Raw genomic sequence first — 22,064 nt, 5'->3', positions numbered from 1 at the left:
TGACTATAAAATTCATACAAATATTATAGATATTGGAGGAACCAACTATGAAAATTGCGGTAATCGGTGGTGGCAGTAGCTATACACCTGAACTAATCGAAGGTATTATTCTTCGGGCGACTCAAATAAAAGCAGATGAAATCGTATTGGTTGATATTGAAGCAGGAAAAGAAAAACTTGAAATTGTCGGTTCTCTTGCAAAGAGAATGATTAAAAAAAGCGGCCTTCCCATCACGATTGAACTTACCTTTGATCGTGTTAAAGCAATTACAAATGCAGATTTTGTATTAACACAATTTCGGGTTGGTGGTCTTGATGCAAGGGCAAGTGATGAACGTATCCCACTAAAATACGATGTAATTGGTCAAGAAACTGTTGGACCAGGGGGATTTGCAAAAGCCCTTCGGACGATTCCCGTCATCCTCGATATTTGTAAAGAGATTGAGCAATATTCAAATGATGCCTGGTTGATTAACTTTACCAACCCAGCAGGAATAGTAACAGAAGCAATTCATAAGTACACGTCTGTCAAAGCTATCGGTCTCTGTAATGTGCCTATTAATATGAAACAAATGACTGCAACTATTTTAGAAGTTGATCGAGATAATCTAAACATGTCCTTTGCCGGATTAAATCACCTTGTCTATGCAACAAAGGTATTCGTCAACGGTGAGGATAAAATGAGTACACTTATCGAGCGCATCGCTGAGGGACGCAATATGAATATGCGCAACATTCATGATGTGCCATGGGATAAAGAGTTTTTACAAGCGTTAAATGCTTTGCCATGCCCCTATCATCGTTATTACTACATGATGGATGAAATGCTGATTGAAGAAAAAGAAGCAGCCGAACTCAGAGGAACACGTGCTGAACAAGTTAAAATCATTGAAAAAGGATTATTTGAAACCTATAAGAATCCTAATTTAGACGTCAAACCGAAAGAATTAGAAGAACGAGGCGGTTCACTTTATTCAGAAGCAGCCATCTCTCTTATTTCATCAATTGTTACCAATGACCATGCCATTCATACGGTGAACGTCCCTAATAATGGAACCATTACAGATCTCCCGGATAATGTTGTTATTGAAGTGTCTTGTACTGTTAATAGTGAAGGACCACAGCCCATTCAAGTTGGTAAACTCCCTCCTGAATTGAACGGCTTAATCCAACAGATAAAAGCATTTGAACAATTAACAATCGAAGCTGCTGTGACCGGAAATAAACAAAAAGCGTTGCTTGCCTTAACAACTAATCCGTTTGTTCCTTCCAGTAAAGTAGCTAAGTTATTGTTAGATGAGATACTAGAAGTCAATCAAGCCTATTTACCACAGTTTTCAATGAAGGCACTAGTGTAAATGAGAAAGCTCGGAATTTCAATTTATCCACAGTATGGGACAGAAATAGAACTCGTCAACTATATGGAAAAAGCTAGTTTCTATGGTTTCACACGTATGTTCACCTGTCTAATGTCCGCAACGGATGAACAAGATACCCAACAACTGCAAACTCTTTTAAAAAAGGCAAACGAACTCGAGTTTGAAGTTATTGCCGATGTCAGTCCATCGGTTTTCGAAGAAAAAAATCTTTCCTATAAAGATTTATCGTATTTTAAGGAACTTGGTCTGTCTGGGCTTAGGCTTGACCTCGGTTTTTCAGGATTAGAAGAAAGCGTTATGTCTTTCAATGACTATGGACTTTCCATTGAATTGAATATGAGTCAAGGAACGAAATACCTTGAAAATATTCTTTCCTATCAACCGAACAAGCAAAAAATAATTGGTTGCCATAACTTTTATCCTCGACGTTACACGGGCCTATCAAGAGAACATTTCCTCAAATGCTCTGCCCAATATAAAGAAAATGGCATCCGTACAGCAGCTATGATTTCTTCAAAAGATGCAGAGTTTGGACCGTGGCCAGTCCAAGAAGGCCTTCCAACTCTTGAGGAGCATCGCTTTTTACCCATTGATGTTCAAGCAAAGGATTTCTTCCAAACAAATCTCATTGATGATTTGATTATCGGTAATGCTTTTGCGTCAGAGGAGGAGTTAAAAAGTTTATCCTTGCTCAACCGCTATTTATTAGAATTAAAGGTGGACTTTAAAGAACAAACTTCACAGATGGAGAAAGAAATTGCGTTAGAAAATCCACACTTCAACCGTGGAGATGTTTCCGCCTATGTTATCCGTTCTACGCAAAGTCGTGTTCTCTATCAACAACATGACTTCCCAGCTCATGATACAGATACAATTGCTCGTGGAAGTGTCACAATCGATAATTCCGGCTATGAGCGTTACAAAGGTGAACTCCATATTGCCCTCTCTCCTATGGAGAACAGTGGAAACACAAATATTGTTGCAACAGTTGACAAAGAGGAACAGTTTTTACTAGATCAGATTCATCCTTGGCAAAAATTTAAGCTAATCGAAAAGTAATCATTAGCGGTGTCAGGCACCGGTTTCTCCACGTCTGACACCGTTTTTTCACAAACTCTGCCTGATAGTATATAACTACTTTGCCTTACGGGAAAAAAGTCTGGAGTGAGAGAAATGCTTACAAAGAGTTACTTATTCATGAAATTAGTAGTCGTCCATGGTGTCCTTGTTTTATCCGTCGGAGGAGCTGCCTCTCTTTTTGCACAATGGGAAAGCTTGCTTCTTGCCTATTTAGCCATTGGCGTACTTACAATTATGAGCATACTGGCATTCTATTTAACTTTTGGAAAAACATTTACGTTATTGGCACAAACCGCGTTGGAGGCTTCATCACTAACGAAAATAGATTGTTCGAATACACCGGATGACATTAAAAAGCTGCATTTGGTCATTCACAGCCTTTCGAATGACAATGAGGTGCTTTTCCAACAAGTTAGTGATGCAAGTATGCACGTCATAATGTCTGCCGGAGAACTTACAGCCATTTCCGAAGCAACCTCAGCCACCAGTGCTGATATCAACAGCGCCATTCTTGGCATTTCACACGAAGTATTACATCAGGTCGCAGATATGGAAATCGTCAGCAACCGAGTGAAAATGATGAACGATTCAATTGATATGATGAATCAACAAAATCAGATCATTAGTCAAGTGACAACAAATTCAGAAATGGCCACACAACAAGGTGCAGAGATGGTTGCACAGCTTAAACAATCCAATGAAAAATCCTTACACGCCTCAGACCAAATTAGTGTAAGCATTTCAGCACTATATAATAAAACATTGGATATTTCCCGGATAACCGAAACGATTAAAGGTATTTCTTCAGAAACAAATTTATTGGCATTAAACGCTAGTATAGAAGCAGCAAGGGCGGGAGTGCATGGGAAAGGGTTTGCTATCGTTGCTAGTGAAGTACGTAAATTAGCGGAGCAGTCAAATACTTCAACACAACAAATTCAAAAAATGATCGCAAGCATTGAACACGAAACAGAAAAGACCATCCAGACAATGACGGAAACCATCTCCCATTCCAGGCAGCTTGATGAATCCGTTAAAGCAACGGAAAAAGAATTCATCGCCATTCGGCAAGCCGTTACACAAACCATTGAAGCAATCGATACTTTAAATGATGAATTAAAAAAAGTGACCGAACAAAACCATACGATATCGATTGCTGTCCAAAACTCATCCGATGTTTCTCAGCAAACTGCAAGATCCGTAGAAAATATTACTTCATCAATAAAAAAACAAAGCAAAATGATCGCCATGATTGCAGAGTCCGCCGGAAGTCTAAGCGTGATCAGCATGCAGCTAGATTCGATAGTGGAATCTTAATAACACACAGCACTTATAAGTCGAAATAAACAATCCCCTATGCATATCGCATAGGGGATTGTTTTACCATGTACTATTTTTATATTTACGATAGTAATTAACTTGTCTAGCGAATAAATACAGCTTACGCTTGAAATGACGGTCTTTTTTATAAAACAATGGATTGCCGTATTTCCCAGCTCTAAGCAATGCTTTCACATCTTTGAGTACTTCTTGGTTCGACACAAATTTCTTCAGTACGATTTTAGGTACGACAGTGAATAGGAATTTTTCATTCAGTAGCGTCAGCTCTTTCTGTTGACCGTGAATGACGTCATCGACTAGATACTTCGCCATATTATGTCCACAAGCCGTAATATAGTAGCTTGATCGTCCTTGTCGTATATTCACCTCAAACACTTTGAACTTACCGTCCCGTTCGTCATACTTCAAATCAAAGTTCGCGTAACCGACGTAGTTCAATGCTTCAAGGAAGCCTTTTAGTTTCAACATCATCTCTTCATTATACCGAGTAATAAGCGCTGTATAATTCCCTATCGCAGTGACGGTATGCTCTTGTAGCACGACTTGTGCGAAAGTGATCAGCTCAGCTTTTCCATGACTGTTCATGTAGAATACGGAATCCCACATGTATGTATCGTCCCCTGGAATATAGTCCTGGATAATGAGATCCTCTCTATAGCCGCCCGCTTTAATCGTTGTAATAACGTTATGGACTTCATCGTAGGAATCGACCTTATACACTTTTTCCATGCCTGCAAACGGATTCTTATAGTACTCGACACCGTTGCTTGGTTTGATAATGATTGGGAACATGACCTTTTCTGAGAATGGCTTTTCATCCCGACAAGAATAGTAATATGTAGCCGGTGCTTCAATACCATGTTCTGCGCATAACTTATAAAAATTCGATTTAACAAGCACATCGTTCATAAGTGGTTCCGAAATATAATTAAACACGAAATGACTTTTCAGCTCGTCCGCATTTTCAATAATCATCCGGACGTAAAGATCATTTGTTCCGATAAGCAGCATTTTTTTCCCTGGCTCCGCATACTTCTCTGCAATCTCTTTCAAGAAGCTCACGAATACTTGTTGTTCAGGCAGTTTTGGATTGAGTTCTATCGTCTTTATAATTGAGCTTAAACTGGTGAATGATAAAGATTCTTTTCCTACTAGAATTGGGTTGATACCATACTCTTCATGGAATGAGATCGCCATGTTGTAAGCATTCATGTCTGTTCCGATAATGATTGGTATGAAATTATTATTTGTCATTTTATCCTCCAACTATCTTTTCTACTCATAAGTGTATGGCTCCTGTTTTTCATTGTCAAGGAAGCGCATTATGAGCTGGACCATAATAAAATCCAGTACTGCCCCAATTGGCTAGTACTAGATTCCTTTTCATACTATGGATTACTCTCATGTCTATTGATTAACCATTTTCTTACACAACATACAGGTAAGCTAGGCGCAAAAGTCTTTATGTCGACTAGTACGTTCCTGGATCGCTTTCGGCTACAATAATCACGGCAGCTTTCCCAAGGAACAGATGTGGATTACTCTTGCACCAGCTGGATGGGGCCCTCGACTGGCCAAATTGAAAAATCTGTAATGATGCCGTCAACGTTGTATTGATAAGCTTTGTCCACCCATCCTCGATTTTTCGTAGACCAAACTAATACTTTTCCACCTTGATTATGTATTTGATTGATCTCACGTTTATTGACATATGAGACATTAAAGTTAATATATGTCGCAAAGGATGTCAGGTCAATTATTTTTTGAGAGGACAGAGATTGAATAGATGGTTTTATGAGTAGGGCCACCTCTAATTCTGGAAGCAACGTGTTCATTTTCCTCATCGATTCGATATCGAAAGATTGAACAATAATGCTGTTCAAATCATTATATTCACCCAACAAAGCCACTACTCGCTCTTCGATACCCGGGTACATCGATGGCTTCTTAATCTCTATTAATAAACCAGTTTCCCCGTAAAATTCTTCGAGCAATTCATTTAAAGTAATGATTTTTTCTCCGGCAAATGAAGAATGGAATTTCCCTCCTGCATCTAGCTCTTTCAATTCGGCAAGCGTGAAGTTTTTCACATAGCCAGAACCATTTGTTGTCCTGTCCACTTTGTCATCATGCATAATGATTAACTCTCCATCTTTCGACAGGTGCACATCACATTCTAAAAAGTCTGCCCCAAGCTCTAATGCTTTTCGAAAAGCTGACTGCGTATTTTCTGGAGCAAAATTAGAAGCGCCACGGTGCGCAACACTAATCATTCCATTCATTTCTACATGATGAAAAGGTCGTGCCTCGTAACCAACTAGAAGTAGCATACATATACTTACAAAGACGAATAATAGCTTCTTTTTCTGTAACTCCCCCATAATTATAACCTCAGACCAAATGATTAATACTAACTATTCTAATCATTCTTTTTATTTATTATAGCATATGCGGAAGGTCCTGCAACTGTTAATTCTTACTAGGCTTAAAGATACAAATAGTTCCAATAAAAATCTCTATAGATAGTCGGCACTTAACAAATAGATTGTTCTTCCAACATCGCTTTGTCGCTAGATTCGTTCGTTATACTTGCGAGGTATACCACCTAGTTAATTCTAAATAAGCAGTGCGGAATATATAGATTGAAATAAAGAACCCCAATGAATTCGCTTCGGCTGCCCCTTGGAAGGCGCCTTCACTCAGTTTATATAGGTATTCATTTGTTAACATAAATTATTTCTTTTCTTATAAATACAAGGATTCACATGATCCTATTTCATTTAAAAGGGAGCTGTAAAATATGGCTATAAAACCACCTCACTTGCAGCCAGGAGATACTGTTGGGATTGTTACGTTGGGGAGTCCATTGGCAGCAAGTAGAATAGATGCAGGAATAACAAATTTACGGAATTTGGGGTTTAAAGTACTTGTAGGCGAGCATGTCTATTCATCGAATGGATTCCTCGCAGCGACGCCCCAACAAATGGCGTCGGATTTGATGAACATGTTTCAGAATAAAGAAGTGAAATGGATATTGCCTTCAAGGGGCGGCGTTGGTGTAGCAAGTATTCTCCCCTTCCTCGACTTTTCTATCATTTCTCAAAATCCGAAAATCGTCTCAGGCTACAGTGACATTACAGTACTACTAAATGTACTGTACGAATATGCGGACTTAATTTCATTTCACAGCCTTCTCCTGCTAGACTTCAATCCAAATACTCCGGCATATAATTTCAATCAATTCTTCTCAGCAACCACAACATTAACCGCGCCTTGGCTAATAAATAATCCACCTGGTATGCTCCTCGAAAGCTTAGTTCCCGGAAACGTTACCGGTCCCGTTGTCGGAGGCAATCTCACATCTTTCATCGGTACGTTAGGAACTTCTTTTGAAATCAATACGGAAGGAAAAATTATCGTACTTGAAGAAACGCATGAACCGATTAACACAGTTTACAGGTATTTGAATCATCTTTTATTAGCCAAGAAGTTCGATGATTGTGTAGGGATAATAATGGGGGAATGTACAAATTGTGTAGATGCATATGGAAAGTCCTATAACGATCTTATAAACGATTTTCTAGTACCTTTAGGTAAACCACTCATGTCCAATCTAGCAACTGGACATGGCATTTATAAAGCTACAATACCTATTGGAGCAACCTTGAATATGAATACAGTTAACCGGACAATAACTGTGATGGAACCTGCTGTTAGCTAGCAATAACACATTGCTTAATCCCTGAGTATTAATTATTAAATATGAAAGCAGTATGGATTCATCCTACTCCGAATACAGTAGATAGCATCGACACTATAAGAGGAGTGAATATCCGATTCCGACATTTGTAACACAATCATTGGATGAGATCCGATTTTGGTCACGGATTATGAAGGAACACGCTTTCTTTTTAAGTCTCGGGTTTACTGCAGATGATACAGAACTTATTCGAGAAGCACAGCAATTTATTGCAGTATTTGAACGAATTGAAGAACAAATTAGCAATTACAACGAAACAACAGATCCGAATGTAATTAGACAACTAAACATTCAAGTGTATCAGGCGGCAGCTTCTATTTGGGCATATAAACGAAAAGTACTGGGATTGATATTACGGTGCCAAATTGTGTCCAATAATATTCCTTTATTAGTTGATCATACAAGCCGAGAGGCGGCTTATTTTGCTAAGCGATTGAAAGAATTAAATGAAGGTAAGCTGATACCTTTACCTGAGGCAATTATTAAAGAGAATGTGTTTTTCTTAAAAATAATGGCGGATCACTCAAAATTCATCAGCCATCTATTAGACCCATCCGAAAGAAAACTTGTCGATCAAGCTCGAGAATTTAGCCATGATTTCGACCAACTTCTTTTCCAAGCACAAGATTTGGATCACATGCGTCCTCAGTCAGAAACTCAACCGCTTTTAGAACACTTTCTTGACCAAAATCGCGTTTCTGTCGTATCGTTACGCGATTTCAAAAAGACGGCAAGAGATTTAATTGAAGCATGTAAAATAAAGAGCAACATTCCCGCTTTGCTTGCTGACCACGTTTACCGTGAAGCGGATCACTTCCTTCAAATTATTGATGCATTCGATGAGCATCTTACAACACAAAGTACTTAACACCTTATTATGAAAAAATTGCTGGGATTCATTTCGAGACACTTATTCCCCTTCCGGCGTATTTCATCATATACACCTCCACTATCATAAAAAAGTTATTACCTGACGTGGTATATCCAAAGAAAAAGAACCAACATATAAAATGCTGGTTCTCTCCTACTGAGGAATTATCTAAAAAATTCTCCAATAATATAATTCTTCCGTTTCTTTATACATTTCTGCACCCGTCTTTTCTAATACTCTATGAGAAGCATTATTGTCTTTTTCGGTATCTGCAATTATATACCGAACATTAGGCTGACTTAACAGCCAACTTTTCGTTCTAATAATCGTTTCCGTCATATAGCCATTACCTTGATAGTTAGGCAATGTGTAATAGCCGATTATTACTTCACCATTTGCATTTGGCAAGCCCTTTAGCATCATGCCGCCAATTACACAATTATTATCATCAGAAACAATTAACCAATTTGTATTCCACAAATAATTTTGCTTATCATTTACTACCTTTGTAAGTCTATATTCCATGGCTTGCCTAAGTTCCTCACTAAGAATTTCATCTGAATGACTTAGTGATAACTTTAATTCCATTGCCTTCTGATTATCAATTAGTAATTTTAAGTTTACTGCATTTAAGGGTATTAATCTTAACCGTTCTGTCTTTAATTCCATCATTTATACACTCCTATCATAATTTGCGTCTATTAAATAGACAAATAACAAATTTAGAAATAAGTATATGTTATTGGCAGCGGCTCCCATAATATTAATTCCATATAAAAGAGGAAGCAATAAATTCATTTCCAATAAAAGTATGGATAATTAATTCTAACAATTAGATAACTTCCGTGCAAGTTCGCTGGTACTTTTCGCTATCTAACGGGATTCTTATAAATAATTCCGTATACAACCAGAAGATACCAATCATCAAAATAATTCCAATATAAACGGACATTATTGCAACAATTAAATCAGCTCCACTAAATGGAATCTTTGAAAAGACCGAATAAGACTCCCGTTAATCTGCCAGAATCAAATCAAACAGCATCATTATATACCAAGCATTCGCCGACATGACCGATACTCTAAACTATAAGGCCAATAAACAGCCTGTTTTCGATATTAAGAACGCTCAACAAACGTACAACCGCAACTTCAACTCCATCAACATGTATGAATTCAAACATTTCCGCTAGACGAACACCAATATAACTATTTAAAGAAAGTTCCGCTGCAAGAACAAGTGCCTTGTTCTTGCAGCGGAACTGAAAACGCCTTTCTCAAGTTTTTTAATTAAGCGATAGTCTGATAGGATAACCATATGTTTTTTGGGAACGTCTTCCGTGTAACCACTTCGAATGGTTATACATAAATGGAAGGCGTTTTTCCTTACTATAGACTCTAATTTACAGTACAGGTATCAAACCTTGGACAGTTAACCATATAAGTAGTGCAAAATTAGCGCCACACAACAGAGAATGAAAATATGTGCAGAACGGGTATTGGATACTACGCCTGGGAGAGGAAGGTCGATCAGCTATTAATCATTGAGCATGCATGCAGTATGGACATTCATAAATATTCAATTACTCGGTATATAATGATTCCAAAAGGAAAGGGAATTCGAACATTTTCTACTAAGACAGTATTTCTATTACAGTTAATCGACTGGGTTAAGAAGCATAAGTGTACGCCCAAGTTTAAACGTTTGAGAACAGCACTGTTGAGTAAATCACCTGATAGCTACTCTAATTCCACAATAATCGGTTCGAAATCAATACGTTTATTATCGCTTTGACTATTGCTTACATGTGCGAATGGATAAAATGTAATGGATGTTGCTTCTTGGGCAAGACCATGAATCGTTGCATTCCATGTGATATCTTCACTGGAATCTCCACCTTTTGTTCCTGTTCCGCCAGTATAAGGCACTTTATATTCGTTACCTAAATTATCAATTGCATGTAACTCTGCTTCAACGTACATCCAGTTGTTATGAACGGATGGTTTGACATTTTGTAAATAGTTTACTGTTAAATTGACATCTGTTTTGATTGCGTCAATTAATTCGACTGTAATACCTTCTTTACTTACTTGTTCATTAATCGAAATATGTGATCCCTTTAGCGCATTTAAAGAAAATGCAAACTGCCAATCCCCTTTTATTGTCTTTTGATCTGAAGAAATCGATTTTGGTTTCCAAATAACATTTACCGTCTCCTTAGCGTCCTCCAGCATTGATAAGGTCATCATGCCGACATAGCCGACTCCATCGACATACTCTCCTTCATAACCAGCATTACTTATATTAGTGGGCAGATTTTCGAAAGTTGGAAATGAACCTAAATCCTCTTCTGTTCGCAGTACATACGAAAGCGTCACCGTATTCCCATCATAAAATGCTTTCTCAATAATTAGTTCGACGCCATTACTTTTTTCAACTAAACCAATATCTGTACTGATTTCCTCATACGCTTGATAATAGTCTTCTTGTAAGATGAAATAGTCGAATGCATGACCAATGACTGGAATTTGCGTAACAAAGTTAGCAAATGCAGGTGACACATAAGCAGAGGAAATCGTACAAATAGACAGAATCCCTACAACTGCAGTATATTTAACCATTCGTTTGAAGGGGAATTTTATTATCTTTTTCTCCTGTTTGAAAGCATCTATCAAAATAGCATCTAACTCTTCAGAAGGAACAGGAATTTCATTTATCACTTCTTTAAAGCGGTTTTGCTCGGTCATCTATATACACTCCTTTTAATATCGGTTTGAGTTTCGCTAACGCTCTCTTGCCATTCGATTTGACTGTACCGATTGGTTCGCCAAGTATCTCTGCTATTTGCTCAAAAGTTAAATCTTCATAATATCTCAAAATAAGGACTGTCTTATATTTGTCATTTAATCTATAAATGGCATCAAGTAAGTCCATTTTTTCATCAGATGTTGCCATCTCCGCGGAAAGGGATTGAAATTTCAGATCGTCCATCAAAACCACTTTCTTTTGTTTTTGAAGTACACCAAGTGATACATTGATACAAATTTTCATCAGCCATGTCGAAAAATACTTTGGCTCCCTTAACTGATGAATAGACTCAATTGCCGATAGCACAGTTTGCTGGAAAACGTCTAAAGCATCCGCCTTATTTCGAACATAACTAAATGCAGTACGATAAATTTTCTCTTTTTCTTGTTGAAGCAAAAACAACAACGCTTGTTGATCTCCTCCAATCGCTTTTATTACTTTCTTGTCATTAACCGTCATTTTTTTCACCGTCCTGACTATTAGAGAGTTTTCAATCAAAAAAAGATGCACTTTTTGGAAATAAAGAACTACTCAACCGATAATGGCTTCTCTTTTGGGGGGGACATTAGAGAAAAAACATTAATAAAAACGCTTATTGAAACGACTAAAAAAGCATCGGTGCAATAACCGATACTTTCACTTTTCTGAAAAAATTATAATTAAACTAAAAGGAGCGTTCGACATACATGTAGCGCAAAATCAGCGTTACAGCGCAGAGGATAAAAATGTATGCAGAACGGATATTGGATACTACGACTGATGAAGAAGGACAATCAACTATGTTGCCATAGAGCCCCCATCCGTTAGTCTAACACCAACGATTATGGTGCATCACAGACTATTGCACCCAATATGGGTAGCCACTTATGGAATATTAATCCTACTTTAGTTACTGGAACAGACTTACCTATATTATATGAAGGATGAAGCTGTTGCTTAATTTACCTATACATTCAATATTATCGTTCTCTAGGCTTAGCTTTATTGTTATACATTATTATCATTAATTAGAGTTTTTTATTTCATGGAAGTTAAATAAGACTTAAATTTAATAGTCAAAATGTAATAAACAAAGTTTAACCTCTGGCCATTCATTTCGAATTCTCCGCTATCAGTAGCTGTTCTCTCAAATCCATTTTTCTCTAAAACTTTTTGAGAAGCTATATTGTTAGTTGTTGTTTTCGCTTTAATTTGTTTTATGTCTATGTCAGTTACTGTTTCTACTAATAACTTCAATGCTTTAGTGGCAATACTTTTTCCAGTATGTGCTTGCCCCACCCTATAACCGAGATGACCCGTTTTTTGAGATTTATCAATATCCACGACATTTATTCTTCCTAGAATTGAATTATCTTTATCTTTAATTAAATAAAAATATGAACCTCCTTGAACTTGTTCTTCAAGTAAATCTTCGTGTCTTTTTTTAAAAACCTCAAGGTTATAATAGTCATTTCCACGAGTAGGTACCATTTCTTCGAAAAATGCTCTGTTATCAAGTTCAAACTTATACAAACCTTCAGCATCTGTATCCTGTAATTTTTCAATATATATGTCCATGTATAATAACCTCTATTCTTATATTGTTGTCTATTAGAAGTCTCTCCATGAGATTCTACCTGTTAACAGCCATTCGATTGCTGAACGATCTCCCTTATCCCATGTGCTTAAGGTAAACATAACCCACTTCACAAACGCACTCGTTAATTGAAGAGTATACGAAGATAGGGAATTATTTTACTAATTCTTCTCCTATTAAAATTTCATAAAGGTCTGCTGAATCTTGCTTTGTTAATTTCACATATTTATCGCTATCGTTAACTATCTCTAGATTTTCACCATTTGAGCTAATCCATAGTAAATAAGACGCTATTTTGTCTTCGCTGCCGTAGCGATTCTTAGAAGGAAATTGAAATTGGTAGTCAGCATAGTGTGCCATTGCTACCTTTTCATTTTCAAAATCAGCATTTCCAACTATATCTATCGCTTTTTTTACCTGATTTTTTTTAGTGACTTCTTTGATGTCTTCAAAAACATTTTCTTCACCAGTTCGTTTCTGTACAGTTATTTTTTGCCCAACCATTTCATTCAAACAACCCGAAGTAACTAACAGAAAACCAAGTAGAGATAAAAACAGTATTAATTTTTTCAATCTGTTCTCCCCTTTTATTATTACTTTCTTATTGTACGACCCTGTACAGTTAGTTGAACAATAGTTGCACGGTTAATAAAGTTAATCTTCAATCAGAGGGGGGTTCTTCATCCCCCACTGATTGTTAGTTTAACCATTCGGGTTTTTACGGGCAGTTGATCCCCCACTTATTCTTCTTGTGTCCTTGAATACTTGAAGTGGGGGTCTTACTACCCGTTAATGCGGGATAAAACTATTCGAGCCTTTTTCGATTAGGCTAATTTCCAATCACTTCCCTTGTTATTCATTTTTTCTTGGTCCAAAAAGATATAAACCCTATAAAAGATAACAATGCTACAAATGTCCATATATTAAAGAAAATATTGTTCGAAAATTGACTAAGCAATCCTACCTCCATATATGGGTGATTTGTATTAATATAATTCCGGTATATTGTTGCTCTATAAAAAGTAATCACCCCAATAATAATGAAAACAATTAAGTAACTATACTTGAACCATTTCTGCTTTGTTAACGAAAGGATTTTATGAAGTTTCTCGAATACAAAAATCAATGAAAAATAGAAATAGAAAATAACTGGACCTGGAGCCATAACAAAAAACAGAGCTGCATTACCATTACCACCACCTAATAAATCATTTGTGGGGTCAAATGGAACAGTTAATCTATGTGCAAAGAAAAACGCAAAAGCAGTAATTAATCCAGAAATAAAAATGCTAATAGTAAATAGTATCCTCATACCCCTATCTCCCTCCAAAATATAGCGTTCTGTTTCATTTATGAATTGGACGTATTCGTTACAATCATTGAAGGGGCTTGCATAGTCCACACGCATCAGGTTAACATAACGCCATTTCTCGGAAGTATTTAACTCCATTACTCAAAAATATAAAGCTACTATGAAAGGCAGCTATATCTTCACCAAAGCCCACCGTTATTGCAGCATATTAAATACTAAAGCAATTAGATAAAGTGGGACTCCGACAATTAACATTCCAGCAATTAGATAACAAGTACTCGTAAAAATAAACTTAAAGAAATCATAGATAGCTCCAGCTAAATCGTCAATAAACCTTGTCATTTTTACCCCTCCATAATTTGTCCTGTTATTTGAACATTTTTCCTCATGAAATAATTATGATCCCACAAAAGACAACAAAGCAAAAACAAATGAAATAATCTTACAAAACACAACTTCATTTTGAAGTATTTCTACTTTGTCCCACGCAACAATAATATCTGGTTTATAAGCGTTCGTTTTAAAATAACCAACTAACTTCATACAAGCTATATAAGATACACTAATTAATATTGAACCAATAATAGCCTGAAGAACCACCTTCACATTGACAGCTGCTTCTCAACTCACACCACCATAATAATCCATATTCTTCATTTCACTAACTTGTCCCTTAGTTACATAAGAAACTGGAATAGCTCCATAAGATCTAACTGAAAAACATCCATTCAATCGCTGAACGACTTTGTATACACCATTCACAATAGGTTGACATCCCCCTAATTGATACTCCATTACTCAATTAGAAAGAGCTGTAATTAAAGGCAGCCTAATCTTCACTAAAGCAACCCGTTAGCCTGACTCCAACGACCACGATACGTAAAGCGCTTTCGGGAGATTAATCCCACACTAGTTTTTGCACCGGCATTGCCTATATTTTCTGGAGGATGGAGCTGATTGTTAATGTACCTTTCAATTCAACATTACCCTTCTCAAGGCTCAGTAGTTTTTTGTTATGCACTATTATCAATAATTAGCGTTTTTTTATTTTCATGGGAGTAAGACAACATTATGAATTTATATTGATATTGTAGAAATTGGTGATGGCTGTTTCTCGCAATTGGTCGGTCACTCATTAGACTCAATATACTTCCGTCCATATTCTCCACTTTGCTAATCAAATATAATGATGTTACTATCCATTCGGTGAGATTAACCCATATCAGAGTGGTTCTTCTAATTCATAAGTGGTTTCGAATTTCAAATATATTGAAATAAGCCAGACACCTAAAAGAATACATATACTTAAGGAAATAATAGAAAGAACATAGGATCTTTATTCATTTGATTATATTTCCATTATACCATTCTCAACAAATAGATTTTCTCGAATTATCTGTTTCCTTAAGCGTTGTTGCTTTAGGGATGATTTTTATTATGTTTATATTTTCTGATATAATAGTAATGTAAACAATCCAAATGATTAATTCGCAATATCTCATATTATGTATTAGGTGGTGATTAGATTTTGAAAAACATTTCTTCGTTAAAAGGTCTTATTTTCGGTGTTCTATTTTCATTCGTTACTGCATTGTTATTTATGCTAATAGGACAAACGTTGGCTGGTGGCATAACTTTATTCAGGGGTGAAAGTTGGTTATATTTCTCAGTGATAATTCCTTTCGCAACTACCTTTTCAGTGTTAGGAGGATATTTTCACAATAAAAACGAAATCTCCAACAAAAAACTTTGGCTCTTAAGCCTTCTAAGTGCATTTCTTGTAGCTTTATATAGCGGAACGATAGGCGCAATTTTTGGCGAAACTATCGTTAGAGGTGGCATGAAAACGATAAAAGTTGAAGGTACATTGATTTGGGGTACAATATATGCTTTCATTTTACTTCCAATTACCACACCATTCGCAAGATTACTGATAGGCATTTTGCATAAAATTATCAGAAGATAGATAAATTAAACATATTTCTCAAATGAACTAAAACATTATAATGCTACTATGCAGTTGAGCGATTGGATTGCTGTTTTATAGTTTGATCCATTTTTTTGCTGTATTAAAAAGTCCAATTCCGATTCCTTCTAAAATACTCTTTGCCTTGTCATCTAGTATTCCTCATCTCTTGAATAGTCCACATATAATACCTACATCGACAGTCTTCCATTTATACCTGCTTATCCAACGGACACAATGTTTGAACTCTACGAGAGTGGGTGGGTATGATAGGTTCATTTGCCTGATGCAATAACCGCTTCAGCCTTTCAATGTAAATCGTACCCACAGAGGCTCCATTTCTAAATACCTCACCTTATTTAGCTGAAGACAACCGACTTTTCTTACAGGTTAATATCGAGCTATAATTACCTTCATCTGCTACTATATATATACGTCTAAACTTAGTGAGTGATAACTGTGCCCCAACTTGGATTTAACTCAAAATTATATTTCAAAACCCAAAACCCTCGACTGGAATCAGTCGAGGGTTTTTGTTGCGTAAGGGAAAGAATTCTCCTCGTTATGCTCAATTTATGAATCATGTTTTGAATTCGATAGGGGGGCAAAAAAATGGAGAATCAAAAGTATAATAACCTTAAGTTAGGAGAACGTGGAGCAATCATTAGCATTATTGCTTATGTTTTTCTTTCTATCATAAAGTTGGTTGTTGGATATATGAGTGACTCTGCCGCATTGAGGGCAGACGGACTAAACAATACAACTGATATTGTCGCATCAATTGCTGTCCTTATCGGACTAAGACTTTCACAAAAACCACCTGACAAGGATCATGGTTACGGTCATTGGAAAAGTGAAACAATTGCCTCAATGGTCGCTTCATTCATTATGCTAGCAGTTGGTATTCAAGTATTGAATGAGGCAATTACCTCCATGTTTCAAGGAGGCAAAGAGACCCCTCATATTGGCGCCGCTTATGTAGGTGTTTTTTCTTCAATAGTTATGTATTTTGTCTACCGTTACAACAAAAAACTAGCCGAAAAAATTAATAGCAAAGCGGTTATGGCCGCTGCAAAAGATAACATTTCAGATGCCTGGGTAAGTATGGGAACGGCTATAGGTATATTTGGTTCACAATTAAATATGCCATGGTTGGATACGCTAACTGCCATTACTGTTGGACTATTAATATGTAAAACGGCTTGGGATATCTTCAAACTAGCTTCACATGAACTTTCGGATGGATTTGATGTAGATAAAATTAAACTCTATCAGGATATAGTCAAAAAAGTGGATGGAGTTCTAGGTATAGAAACAATTAAAGGGAGGTATTACGGAAATAATGAAGTAATAGATATTGTAATTTTAGTTGATTCCTCGTTAAATATTAAAGACTCTCATGATATAGCCAGCCATGTTGAAAAAGTCTTGATAAATGATCATGGTGTATACGATGTTCATGTCCATGTAGAGCCTGAATGAATCTCCCGAGACTGAAGTCACGGGTGTTCTGGGCTTAATCATAAATTAATAATACCAACAAATAAATTGCTATTTCTTCCTCCTCAATAAAAAGCACCTGGCATCCAAACATTTCATAACCATTTGGATACCAGGTGCTATTCGCTATACATTAACTTCTAGGCGCCCATAACATAACGGATACACCAACTATACAAATTGCAGCACCAATCCAATCGTATGTATCCGGCATCTTTTTATCGACGCCCCATCCCCAAAGTACAGATAGCACAATGAATACCCCGCCATAAGCAGCATACACCCTGCCAAAAGTCGGGAAGTGCTGGAAAGTGGCAATCACTCCGTACATCGCTAAAACAAGCCCGCCTATAAGACCCAAGTAAGCCGGTTTACCCTCTCTTAACCACTGCCAAATAAGATAACCTCCACCGATTTCCGCTAGACCCGCAAATAAAAAAAGCAGTATTACTGTAATCAAAATAAAGACATCCTTTCGAAAGTTTAATATGCAGGTTCTATAACCTTTTTATATAGATGAAGTAATCACTAGCAACATGGAGAAAAAAAGCAGCAAATAATCTCCAAAATCATAAAGGTCATAATGATTCCCTTCAAACCCGCTTCGATCCACCCTCTTAGGCGCCTTCGCTCAGTTTTATATATATATTCATATGTTCAATATACTTCGACATTATGCTGGTTGAATTGAAACCCGTTGTCAATGTTTGATTATTAAAGTTTAGGGATGTCTTCATTATACCTCAATCATTCTTTCCTCTTTTGATAAAATAATTGCGAAGTCCGTAGGTAACAGCTTATACATTATTTCGTACCAATGAATAATCTATAGTAAGTAGTGACTTAGCCATCAGAGGAGGTTTTTATATTGTCACGGAGGAGAAATGGAAGATTTCGTTTTTGTATTCTACCAGGCTATAATTGGTGTGGACCTGGCTGTAATGGGCCCGGCGCACCTATTAATGATTTAGATGCAGCTTGTAAAGCACATGATGATTGTTATCGCAGGGATAGAAACCCATGTGAATGTGACCGCGAATTTCTTAATCGGCTACGATCTAAAATAGATCCATGTACTAAAAAAGGAAGACACGCCCGTATGCTTTATAATTATATGAAACTACAAAAGATTTTCACTTGCAACTTTTATAGATAATGAAAGGCGCTTGGTACTAAAGTAATTCAGCATATTTTAGAACTAGGTGCTTTAAATCATGTTTTTTCCGATCTTTTAATTACCAATAAACTCATATGGTACAGTTAGCATTAAAAAAACTAGAAAAATAAGTGAAAATGATGAAGCAGATAGAACCTTTACAGGTTGCTAGTATTACTCAACTTAATATTTACACATCCTATATCTGAAAGGAATTCCATCCCTAAATGTTCCTAGCACTTATGCAAACTTCATTTGCACCACCAACCTGGCTGAAGACAATCTTGACGCTGCAATGGACTTGGTCAAATTGGGCGTTTGCAATTGTTCCGGTACGCTGACACTTCAAAACCCGAATTTGCAGCTGAATTGTCCTGGTGACAGTAATTTATCACCATAAAGGATCATTGATAGGATCTTTCTTCTGGAGTTCCAAATAATATGGACCTAGGCTAAACATGATATACGCAGCACATGAGACATGCACAACAATACCTAGCAATATATTATCAAATAGCTGAGGGGCGATAATCATAAAAGGTATAAATATATTTAACATACCACCTTTTAATCTTGATTTTTTCGTTCGGTACTGTATTTGACCACAGTAAGGACATGTCATTTTTGTGTTTTTCATGCTTTGTTTCAAGGCCTCTCGATAGGACCATTCTTCACCACATTCCACACAAATCGGTAAGCCTTTTCCACTTTTTTGCAAGCGTCTCTTTAACAAGTCCCGCAGAATAATAAAGAAGCTTATGTAGAGTACCGCTTTTGAAAAATCATTAGTAAGCATTGACCAAGTCGTAGTCGTTATAGGTTCAATCGGTGCTGCACCTTGCGCCTTACTTGCAGGTCCCTCCTGTTGCCATAGTAAATAACTGAAGCCTATTGCGAATATCGTGAAAATCGCGAGCACAAATCGATATTGTAAGTTGATGCGTCTCTTGTGGTTGTGTAATTTTTCTTTTGCCTTCGTTGCAATTAGCTGCTTCTTCTCTTTGGACAATGACACAGACTGAAGCTCACGATTTAAATCTTCCTTAAATTGATTCACGGCCTAGTTCCTCCCATTCATAATCAATTATCCGATTTCCCAGTTGCTTTCGCGCACGCTGTAATCTAGTTCTTACCGTAGCTTCCGGACGCTCCAATAATTCCGCGATTTCTACCGTCGTCATCTCCTGAAAATAATAAAGAATGAGCACTTCACGATAGGTGATTGATAATGTAAACAAGGCATCCACTAATTCCTGCTTTTCCACTTTCTCAATTATTGCACGTTCAGGCGTATGAGTAGTGCCTCTCCCTTTAATTTTTTCAAACAGCATGGTTCGCTTGTTCTTCCAACTTCGTAAATAATCATGGCTGCGATTAACCGTCATTTTCACCAAGTAGGTCCTCAGCGATGCCTCCCCCCTGTACTGATCCTGTTTCTCATAGAAGGCAATGAACACGTCTTGTACAATATCCTCAGCGGTTGCATTATTTTTCACGTACAAATAGGCGACACGCAATAAATAATCACCATGTTCGGCAATAATTTCTTCAATTTCCGTCACAACCTCACCTACCTTCATCCTACTGACGCACCCCAAGCCTTTTCCGATTCACTTTTACTAACTTTATTTACTATGCATGTATTTTAAATCCTCATTAGATGCAATTATAGCGCTCTACTTTGGGATAATGAAAAATACCTGGTAATAAACCCAAATGGGATTATTACCAGGTATCTGGGCTGTTCAAATTTACTTTGGGGTAACTCCAACCAGGCAACATGCTCGCAGTAGTGAACAATGAAAATAAGGTGTAGTGGTGCATCTTTTAACAATTCCGTTGAGATTGGACAAATTCCCAAGCGTTATTGGCTTATATTTTCAAACTTCCAGATTGCATTTTATAATTCCTAAAAACCATACCATTTGTCTGCGTCATACCGAACTTATCATAATAAGGAATTAAATCGTCATCACAGCATAGGTCAATCATATAGATGCCATCGAGTTCTTTTAGCATCCGATCTACTAATTCCTTACCTATACCTTTATTTTTGTATTCCGGTAAAACCTCAAGAAATGGAATGTAGGCAGATAGAACTCCATCACTTATCGCTGTAATAAATCCAACTACTTGATTAGTTTGATCATCAATAGCAATAATCACTTCACTGCTTTTCTTTAACAGTAGTAAGTGAGTTTGCGGATTTGGTGGCTTTGGCCAATCTACAAAAAAGCCCTTTAACATATCAGAAGAAATACCATCGAGTGTGTTCTTGTATATCATAATATATCAGCTCCTAATTTATAGTTATTTATTAGATAGATGATATATCTCAAAAGTAAAGTACCAAAAATATGACCTCCAAGCATTTTAAAGAATACTATACAGCAATTATTAAAAGATGCAATATTTAGTATTTTACCTATTAAAGCTAATTCACCTATATATGATGAAATAAAAAAGATACCCGGTCCTAACACAAGTCGCAATTGTATCAGAACCAGGTATCTTACACTATCGATTATTTCATAATTCTTTACTACTACACAAAGCTGGTGGGTACCTTTTATTCTTTCATTATATTATCAACCCTTCACTCTTCGCTAATCTCTAACGGTTTACCTTCTAAAATCTGCTCGACTTCTTCGTAACCAGTTAAAAATGCGAAGTCGTAACGTGCGGGTATTGCAAAAACATATTTTTCATTACGATTTAATTCTTTTGGTCCGATAGGTGCTGCCCTATATGGAACTTCTCCTGCTGTAATGAATCCCATTGCTCTATTGTGAAAATCATAATCGGTATATCTTGACGCGGATTTTCCGAAGTCCACTGAGGATGTCGAATAGAATTCATTGGACCATTTTCAATTACCTCTTCCGTTTGAGCCTGTGAAACCGCCAAGCCCTCCCACTCGTCCGTTACAATCGAATAATCCTTCCAAGTTGCGGGTAATGTAAAATCAAACCCATATTCTGTGTTTTTATAAAGGAGCGCCATTTTAGGCGCTCCTTTTTGATATATTCTGTTACATATCCCAAGCCAAAATTAGTAATGAACCCAAGATGGTAACAAGCGCTATGGCAACTGCATAATAGATATTCATATAAATCGCCTTTTTATCTTCAGTTTCACCAGCATGCATAAAGACAACGAGTTGGACTGCTGCTTGTACGAATGCTGTGACTAAAAGAATTGTCATCCCCACTGCAAATGAAAAATCTAAGAAATAGACAGTCAGTGCAGCTGCAGTAAGAACTAACGAAAAGATAAAGCCCATTACTTGTTTGCGCGGGAATAATTCGCTCATG

Annotated in this window: 24 protein-coding genes; 8 read left to right on the top strand and 16 right to left on the bottom strand. The window is 36.8% G+C overall.

Annotation, left to right across the window (positions count from 1 at the left end; genetic code table 11):
- The first annotated feature begins 47 nt into the window (after positions 1 to 47).
- From ACP8HG_RS20245 to ACP8HG_RS20235, 3 genes are all read left to right on the top strand, one after another.
- The gene (locus ACP8HG_RS20245) at positions 48 to 1,358 is read left to right on the top strand and encodes a 6-phospho-beta-glucosidase (protein WP_438297787.1); all 1,311 of its coding nucleotides are present in this window, start codon (positions 48 to 50) and stop codon (positions 1,356 to 1,358) included.
- Positions 1,359 to 2,438: a DUF871 domain-containing protein gene (locus tag ACP8HG_RS20240; protein WP_067205721.1), complete on the top strand. Its 1,080-nt coding sequence runs from the start codon at positions 1,359 to 1,361 to the stop codon at positions 2,436 to 2,438.
- A gap of 114 nt (positions 2,439 to 2,552) precedes the next feature.
- Positions 2,553 to 3,776: a methyl-accepting chemotaxis protein gene (locus ACP8HG_RS20235; RefSeq protein WP_187046631.1), complete on the top strand. Its 1,224-nt coding sequence runs from the start codon at positions 2,553 to 2,555 to the stop codon at positions 3,774 to 3,776.
- A 63-nt stretch (positions 3,777 to 3,839) separates the two neighbouring features.
- Here ACP8HG_RS20235 and ACP8HG_RS20230 read toward each other — a convergent pair whose 3' ends face one another.
- Positions 3,840 to 5,054, bottom strand: a complete 1,215-nt coding sequence (locus ACP8HG_RS20230) for a carboxylate--amine ligase (RefSeq protein ID WP_067205715.1) — start codon at positions 5,052 to 5,054, stop codon at positions 3,840 to 3,842.
- 284 nt (positions 5,055 to 5,338) lie between these two features.
- Positions 5,339 to 6,181 carry a glycerophosphodiester phosphodiesterase gene (locus ACP8HG_RS20225; RefSeq protein WP_067205712.1) on the bottom strand — a complete coding sequence of 281 codons (843 nt, stop codon included), beginning with the start codon at positions 6,179 to 6,181 and terminating at the stop codon, positions 5,339 to 5,341.
- 419 nt (positions 6,182 to 6,600) lie between these two features.
- Here ACP8HG_RS20225 and ACP8HG_RS20220 point away from each other — a divergent pair, with 419 nt between their 5' ends.
- Positions 6,601 to 7,521 carry a S66 peptidase family protein gene (locus ACP8HG_RS20220; protein ID WP_438297784.1) on the top strand — a complete coding sequence of 307 codons (921 nt, stop codon included), beginning with the start codon at positions 6,601 to 6,603 and terminating at the stop codon, positions 7,519 to 7,521.
- Positions 7,522 to 7,690: 169 nt separating this feature from the next.
- Positions 7,691 to 8,428, top strand: coding sequence for a DUF2935 domain-containing protein (locus ACP8HG_RS20215; protein ID WP_082786792.1), 738 nt, complete (start codon positions 7,691 to 7,693; stop codon positions 8,426 to 8,428).
- Between the two features lie 171 nt (positions 8,429 to 8,599).
- Here the strand turns inward: ACP8HG_RS20215 and ACP8HG_RS20210 are convergent, their stop codons facing one another.
- The 8 genes from ACP8HG_RS20210 to ACP8HG_RS20175 all read right to left on the bottom strand — a co-directional run bounded on the left by ACP8HG_RS20210 (position 8,600) and on the right by ACP8HG_RS20175 (position 14,890).
- On the bottom strand, positions 8,600 to 9,103 hold the full coding sequence (locus ACP8HG_RS20210) for a GNAT family N-acetyltransferase (RefSeq protein ID WP_067205703.1): 504 nt from the start codon (positions 9,101 to 9,103) through the stop codon (positions 8,600 to 8,602).
- Between the two features lie 1,068 nt (positions 9,104 to 10,171).
- Positions 10,172 to 11,179, bottom strand: coding sequence for a DUF4179 domain-containing protein (locus ACP8HG_RS20205; protein ID WP_187046629.1), 1,008 nt, complete (start codon positions 11,177 to 11,179; stop codon positions 10,172 to 10,174).
- Positions 11,157 to 11,699, bottom strand: coding sequence for a sigma-70 family RNA polymerase sigma factor (locus ACP8HG_RS20200; RefSeq protein ID WP_187046628.1), 543 nt, complete (start codon positions 11,697 to 11,699; stop codon positions 11,157 to 11,159). The genes ACP8HG_RS20205 and ACP8HG_RS20200 overlap by 23 nt, the downstream gene beginning before the upstream one ends.
- Positions 11,700 to 12,257: 558 nt before the next feature.
- On the bottom strand, positions 12,258 to 12,797 hold the full coding sequence (locus tag ACP8HG_RS20195; RefSeq protein ID WP_187046627.1) for a GNAT family N-acetyltransferase: 540 nt from the start codon (positions 12,795 to 12,797) through the stop codon (positions 12,258 to 12,260).
- A 172-nt stretch (positions 12,798 to 12,969) separates the two neighbouring features.
- Entirely contained in the window at positions 12,970 to 13,389 is a 420-nt protein-coding gene (locus tag ACP8HG_RS20190; RefSeq protein ID WP_187046626.1) for a hypothetical protein, read from the bottom strand.
- Positions 13,390 to 13,672: 283 nt separating this feature from the next.
- The gene (locus tag ACP8HG_RS20185; RefSeq protein WP_438297780.1) at positions 13,673 to 14,266 is read right to left on the bottom strand and encodes a hypothetical protein; all 594 of its coding nucleotides are present in this window, start codon (positions 14,264 to 14,266) and stop codon (positions 13,673 to 13,675) included.
- A gap of 57 nt (positions 14,267 to 14,323) precedes the next feature.
- Complete coding sequence (locus tag ACP8HG_RS20180; RefSeq protein ID WP_187046624.1) at positions 14,324 to 14,470, bottom strand: hypothetical protein; 147 nt, start codon at positions 14,468 to 14,470, stop codon at positions 14,324 to 14,326.
- A 279-nt stretch (positions 14,471 to 14,749) separates the two neighbouring features.
- Positions 14,750 to 14,890 carry a hypothetical protein gene (locus ACP8HG_RS20175; protein ID WP_187046623.1) on the bottom strand — a complete coding sequence of 47 codons (141 nt, stop codon included), beginning with the start codon at positions 14,888 to 14,890 and terminating at the stop codon, positions 14,750 to 14,752.
- Between the two features lie 766 nt (positions 14,891 to 15,656).
- On the opposite strand from ACP8HG_RS20175, the gene ACP8HG_RS20170 reads away from it, so the two are divergent.
- Positions 15,657 to 16,094: a hypothetical protein gene (locus ACP8HG_RS20170; RefSeq protein WP_438297777.1), complete on the top strand. Its 438-nt coding sequence runs from the start codon at positions 15,657 to 15,659 to the stop codon at positions 16,092 to 16,094.
- Between the two features lie 612 nt (positions 16,095 to 16,706).
- Positions 16,707 to 17,576 carry a cation diffusion facilitator family transporter gene (locus ACP8HG_RS20165; RefSeq protein ID WP_187046621.1) on the top strand — a complete coding sequence of 290 codons (870 nt, stop codon included), beginning with the start codon at positions 16,707 to 16,709 and terminating at the stop codon, positions 17,574 to 17,576.
- Positions 17,577 to 17,727: 151 nt separating this feature from the next.
- Here ACP8HG_RS20165 and ACP8HG_RS20160 read toward each other — a convergent pair whose 3' ends face one another.
- Positions 17,728 to 18,054, bottom strand: coding sequence for a YnfA family protein (locus ACP8HG_RS20160; protein WP_067205681.1), 327 nt, complete (start codon positions 18,052 to 18,054; stop codon positions 17,728 to 17,730).
- A gap of 408 nt (positions 18,055 to 18,462) precedes the next feature.
- On the opposite strand from ACP8HG_RS20160, the gene ACP8HG_RS20155 reads away from it, so the two are divergent.
- Entirely contained in the window at positions 18,463 to 18,750 is a 288-nt protein-coding gene (locus tag ACP8HG_RS20155; RefSeq protein WP_342539672.1) for a phospholipase, read from the top strand.
- Between the two features lie 391 nt (positions 18,751 to 19,141).
- Here ACP8HG_RS20155 and ACP8HG_RS20150 read toward each other — a convergent pair whose 3' ends face one another.
- The 5 genes from ACP8HG_RS20150 to qoxD all read right to left on the bottom strand — a co-directional run bounded on the left by ACP8HG_RS20150 (position 19,142) and on the right by qoxD (position 22,063).
- A complete protein-coding gene (locus tag ACP8HG_RS20150; RefSeq protein WP_438297774.1) occupies positions 19,142 to 19,807 on the bottom strand; it encodes a TIGR04104 family putative zinc finger protein in 666 nt (221 codons plus the stop codon).
- The gene (locus ACP8HG_RS20145; protein ID WP_187046620.1) at positions 19,794 to 20,330 is read right to left on the bottom strand and encodes a sigma-70 family RNA polymerase sigma factor; all 537 of its coding nucleotides are present in this window, start codon (positions 20,328 to 20,330) and stop codon (positions 19,794 to 19,796) included. Before ACP8HG_RS20145 ends, ACP8HG_RS20150 begins: the two co-directional genes overlap by 14 nt.
- Before the next feature lie 292 nt (positions 20,331 to 20,622).
- A complete protein-coding gene (locus ACP8HG_RS20140) occupies positions 20,623 to 21,036 on the bottom strand; it encodes a GNAT family N-acetyltransferase (RefSeq protein WP_187046619.1) in 414 nt (137 codons plus the stop codon).
- Between the two features lie 310 nt (positions 21,037 to 21,346).
- Positions 21,347 to 21,529: a hypothetical protein gene (locus ACP8HG_RS20135; protein ID WP_438297771.1), complete on the bottom strand. Its 183-nt coding sequence runs from the start codon at positions 21,527 to 21,529 to the stop codon at positions 21,347 to 21,349.
- A gap of 252 nt (positions 21,530 to 21,781) precedes the next feature.
- A complete protein-coding gene (gene qoxD, locus ACP8HG_RS20130) occupies positions 21,782 to 22,063 on the bottom strand; it encodes a cytochrome aa3 quinol oxidase subunit IV (protein ID WP_067205671.1) in 282 nt (93 codons plus the stop codon).
- Position 22,064: the final 1 nt, after the last annotated feature.

Origin of the sequence: Sporosarcina sp. FA15 (assembly GCF_051550195.1) — a bacterium.
GTDB lineage: Bacteria > Bacillota > Bacilli > Bacillales_A > Planococcaceae > Sporosarcina > Sporosarcina psychrophila.
Note: the sequence above shows the minus strand (reverse complement) of the source record. Positions and strands in the feature narration are given on the sequence as shown.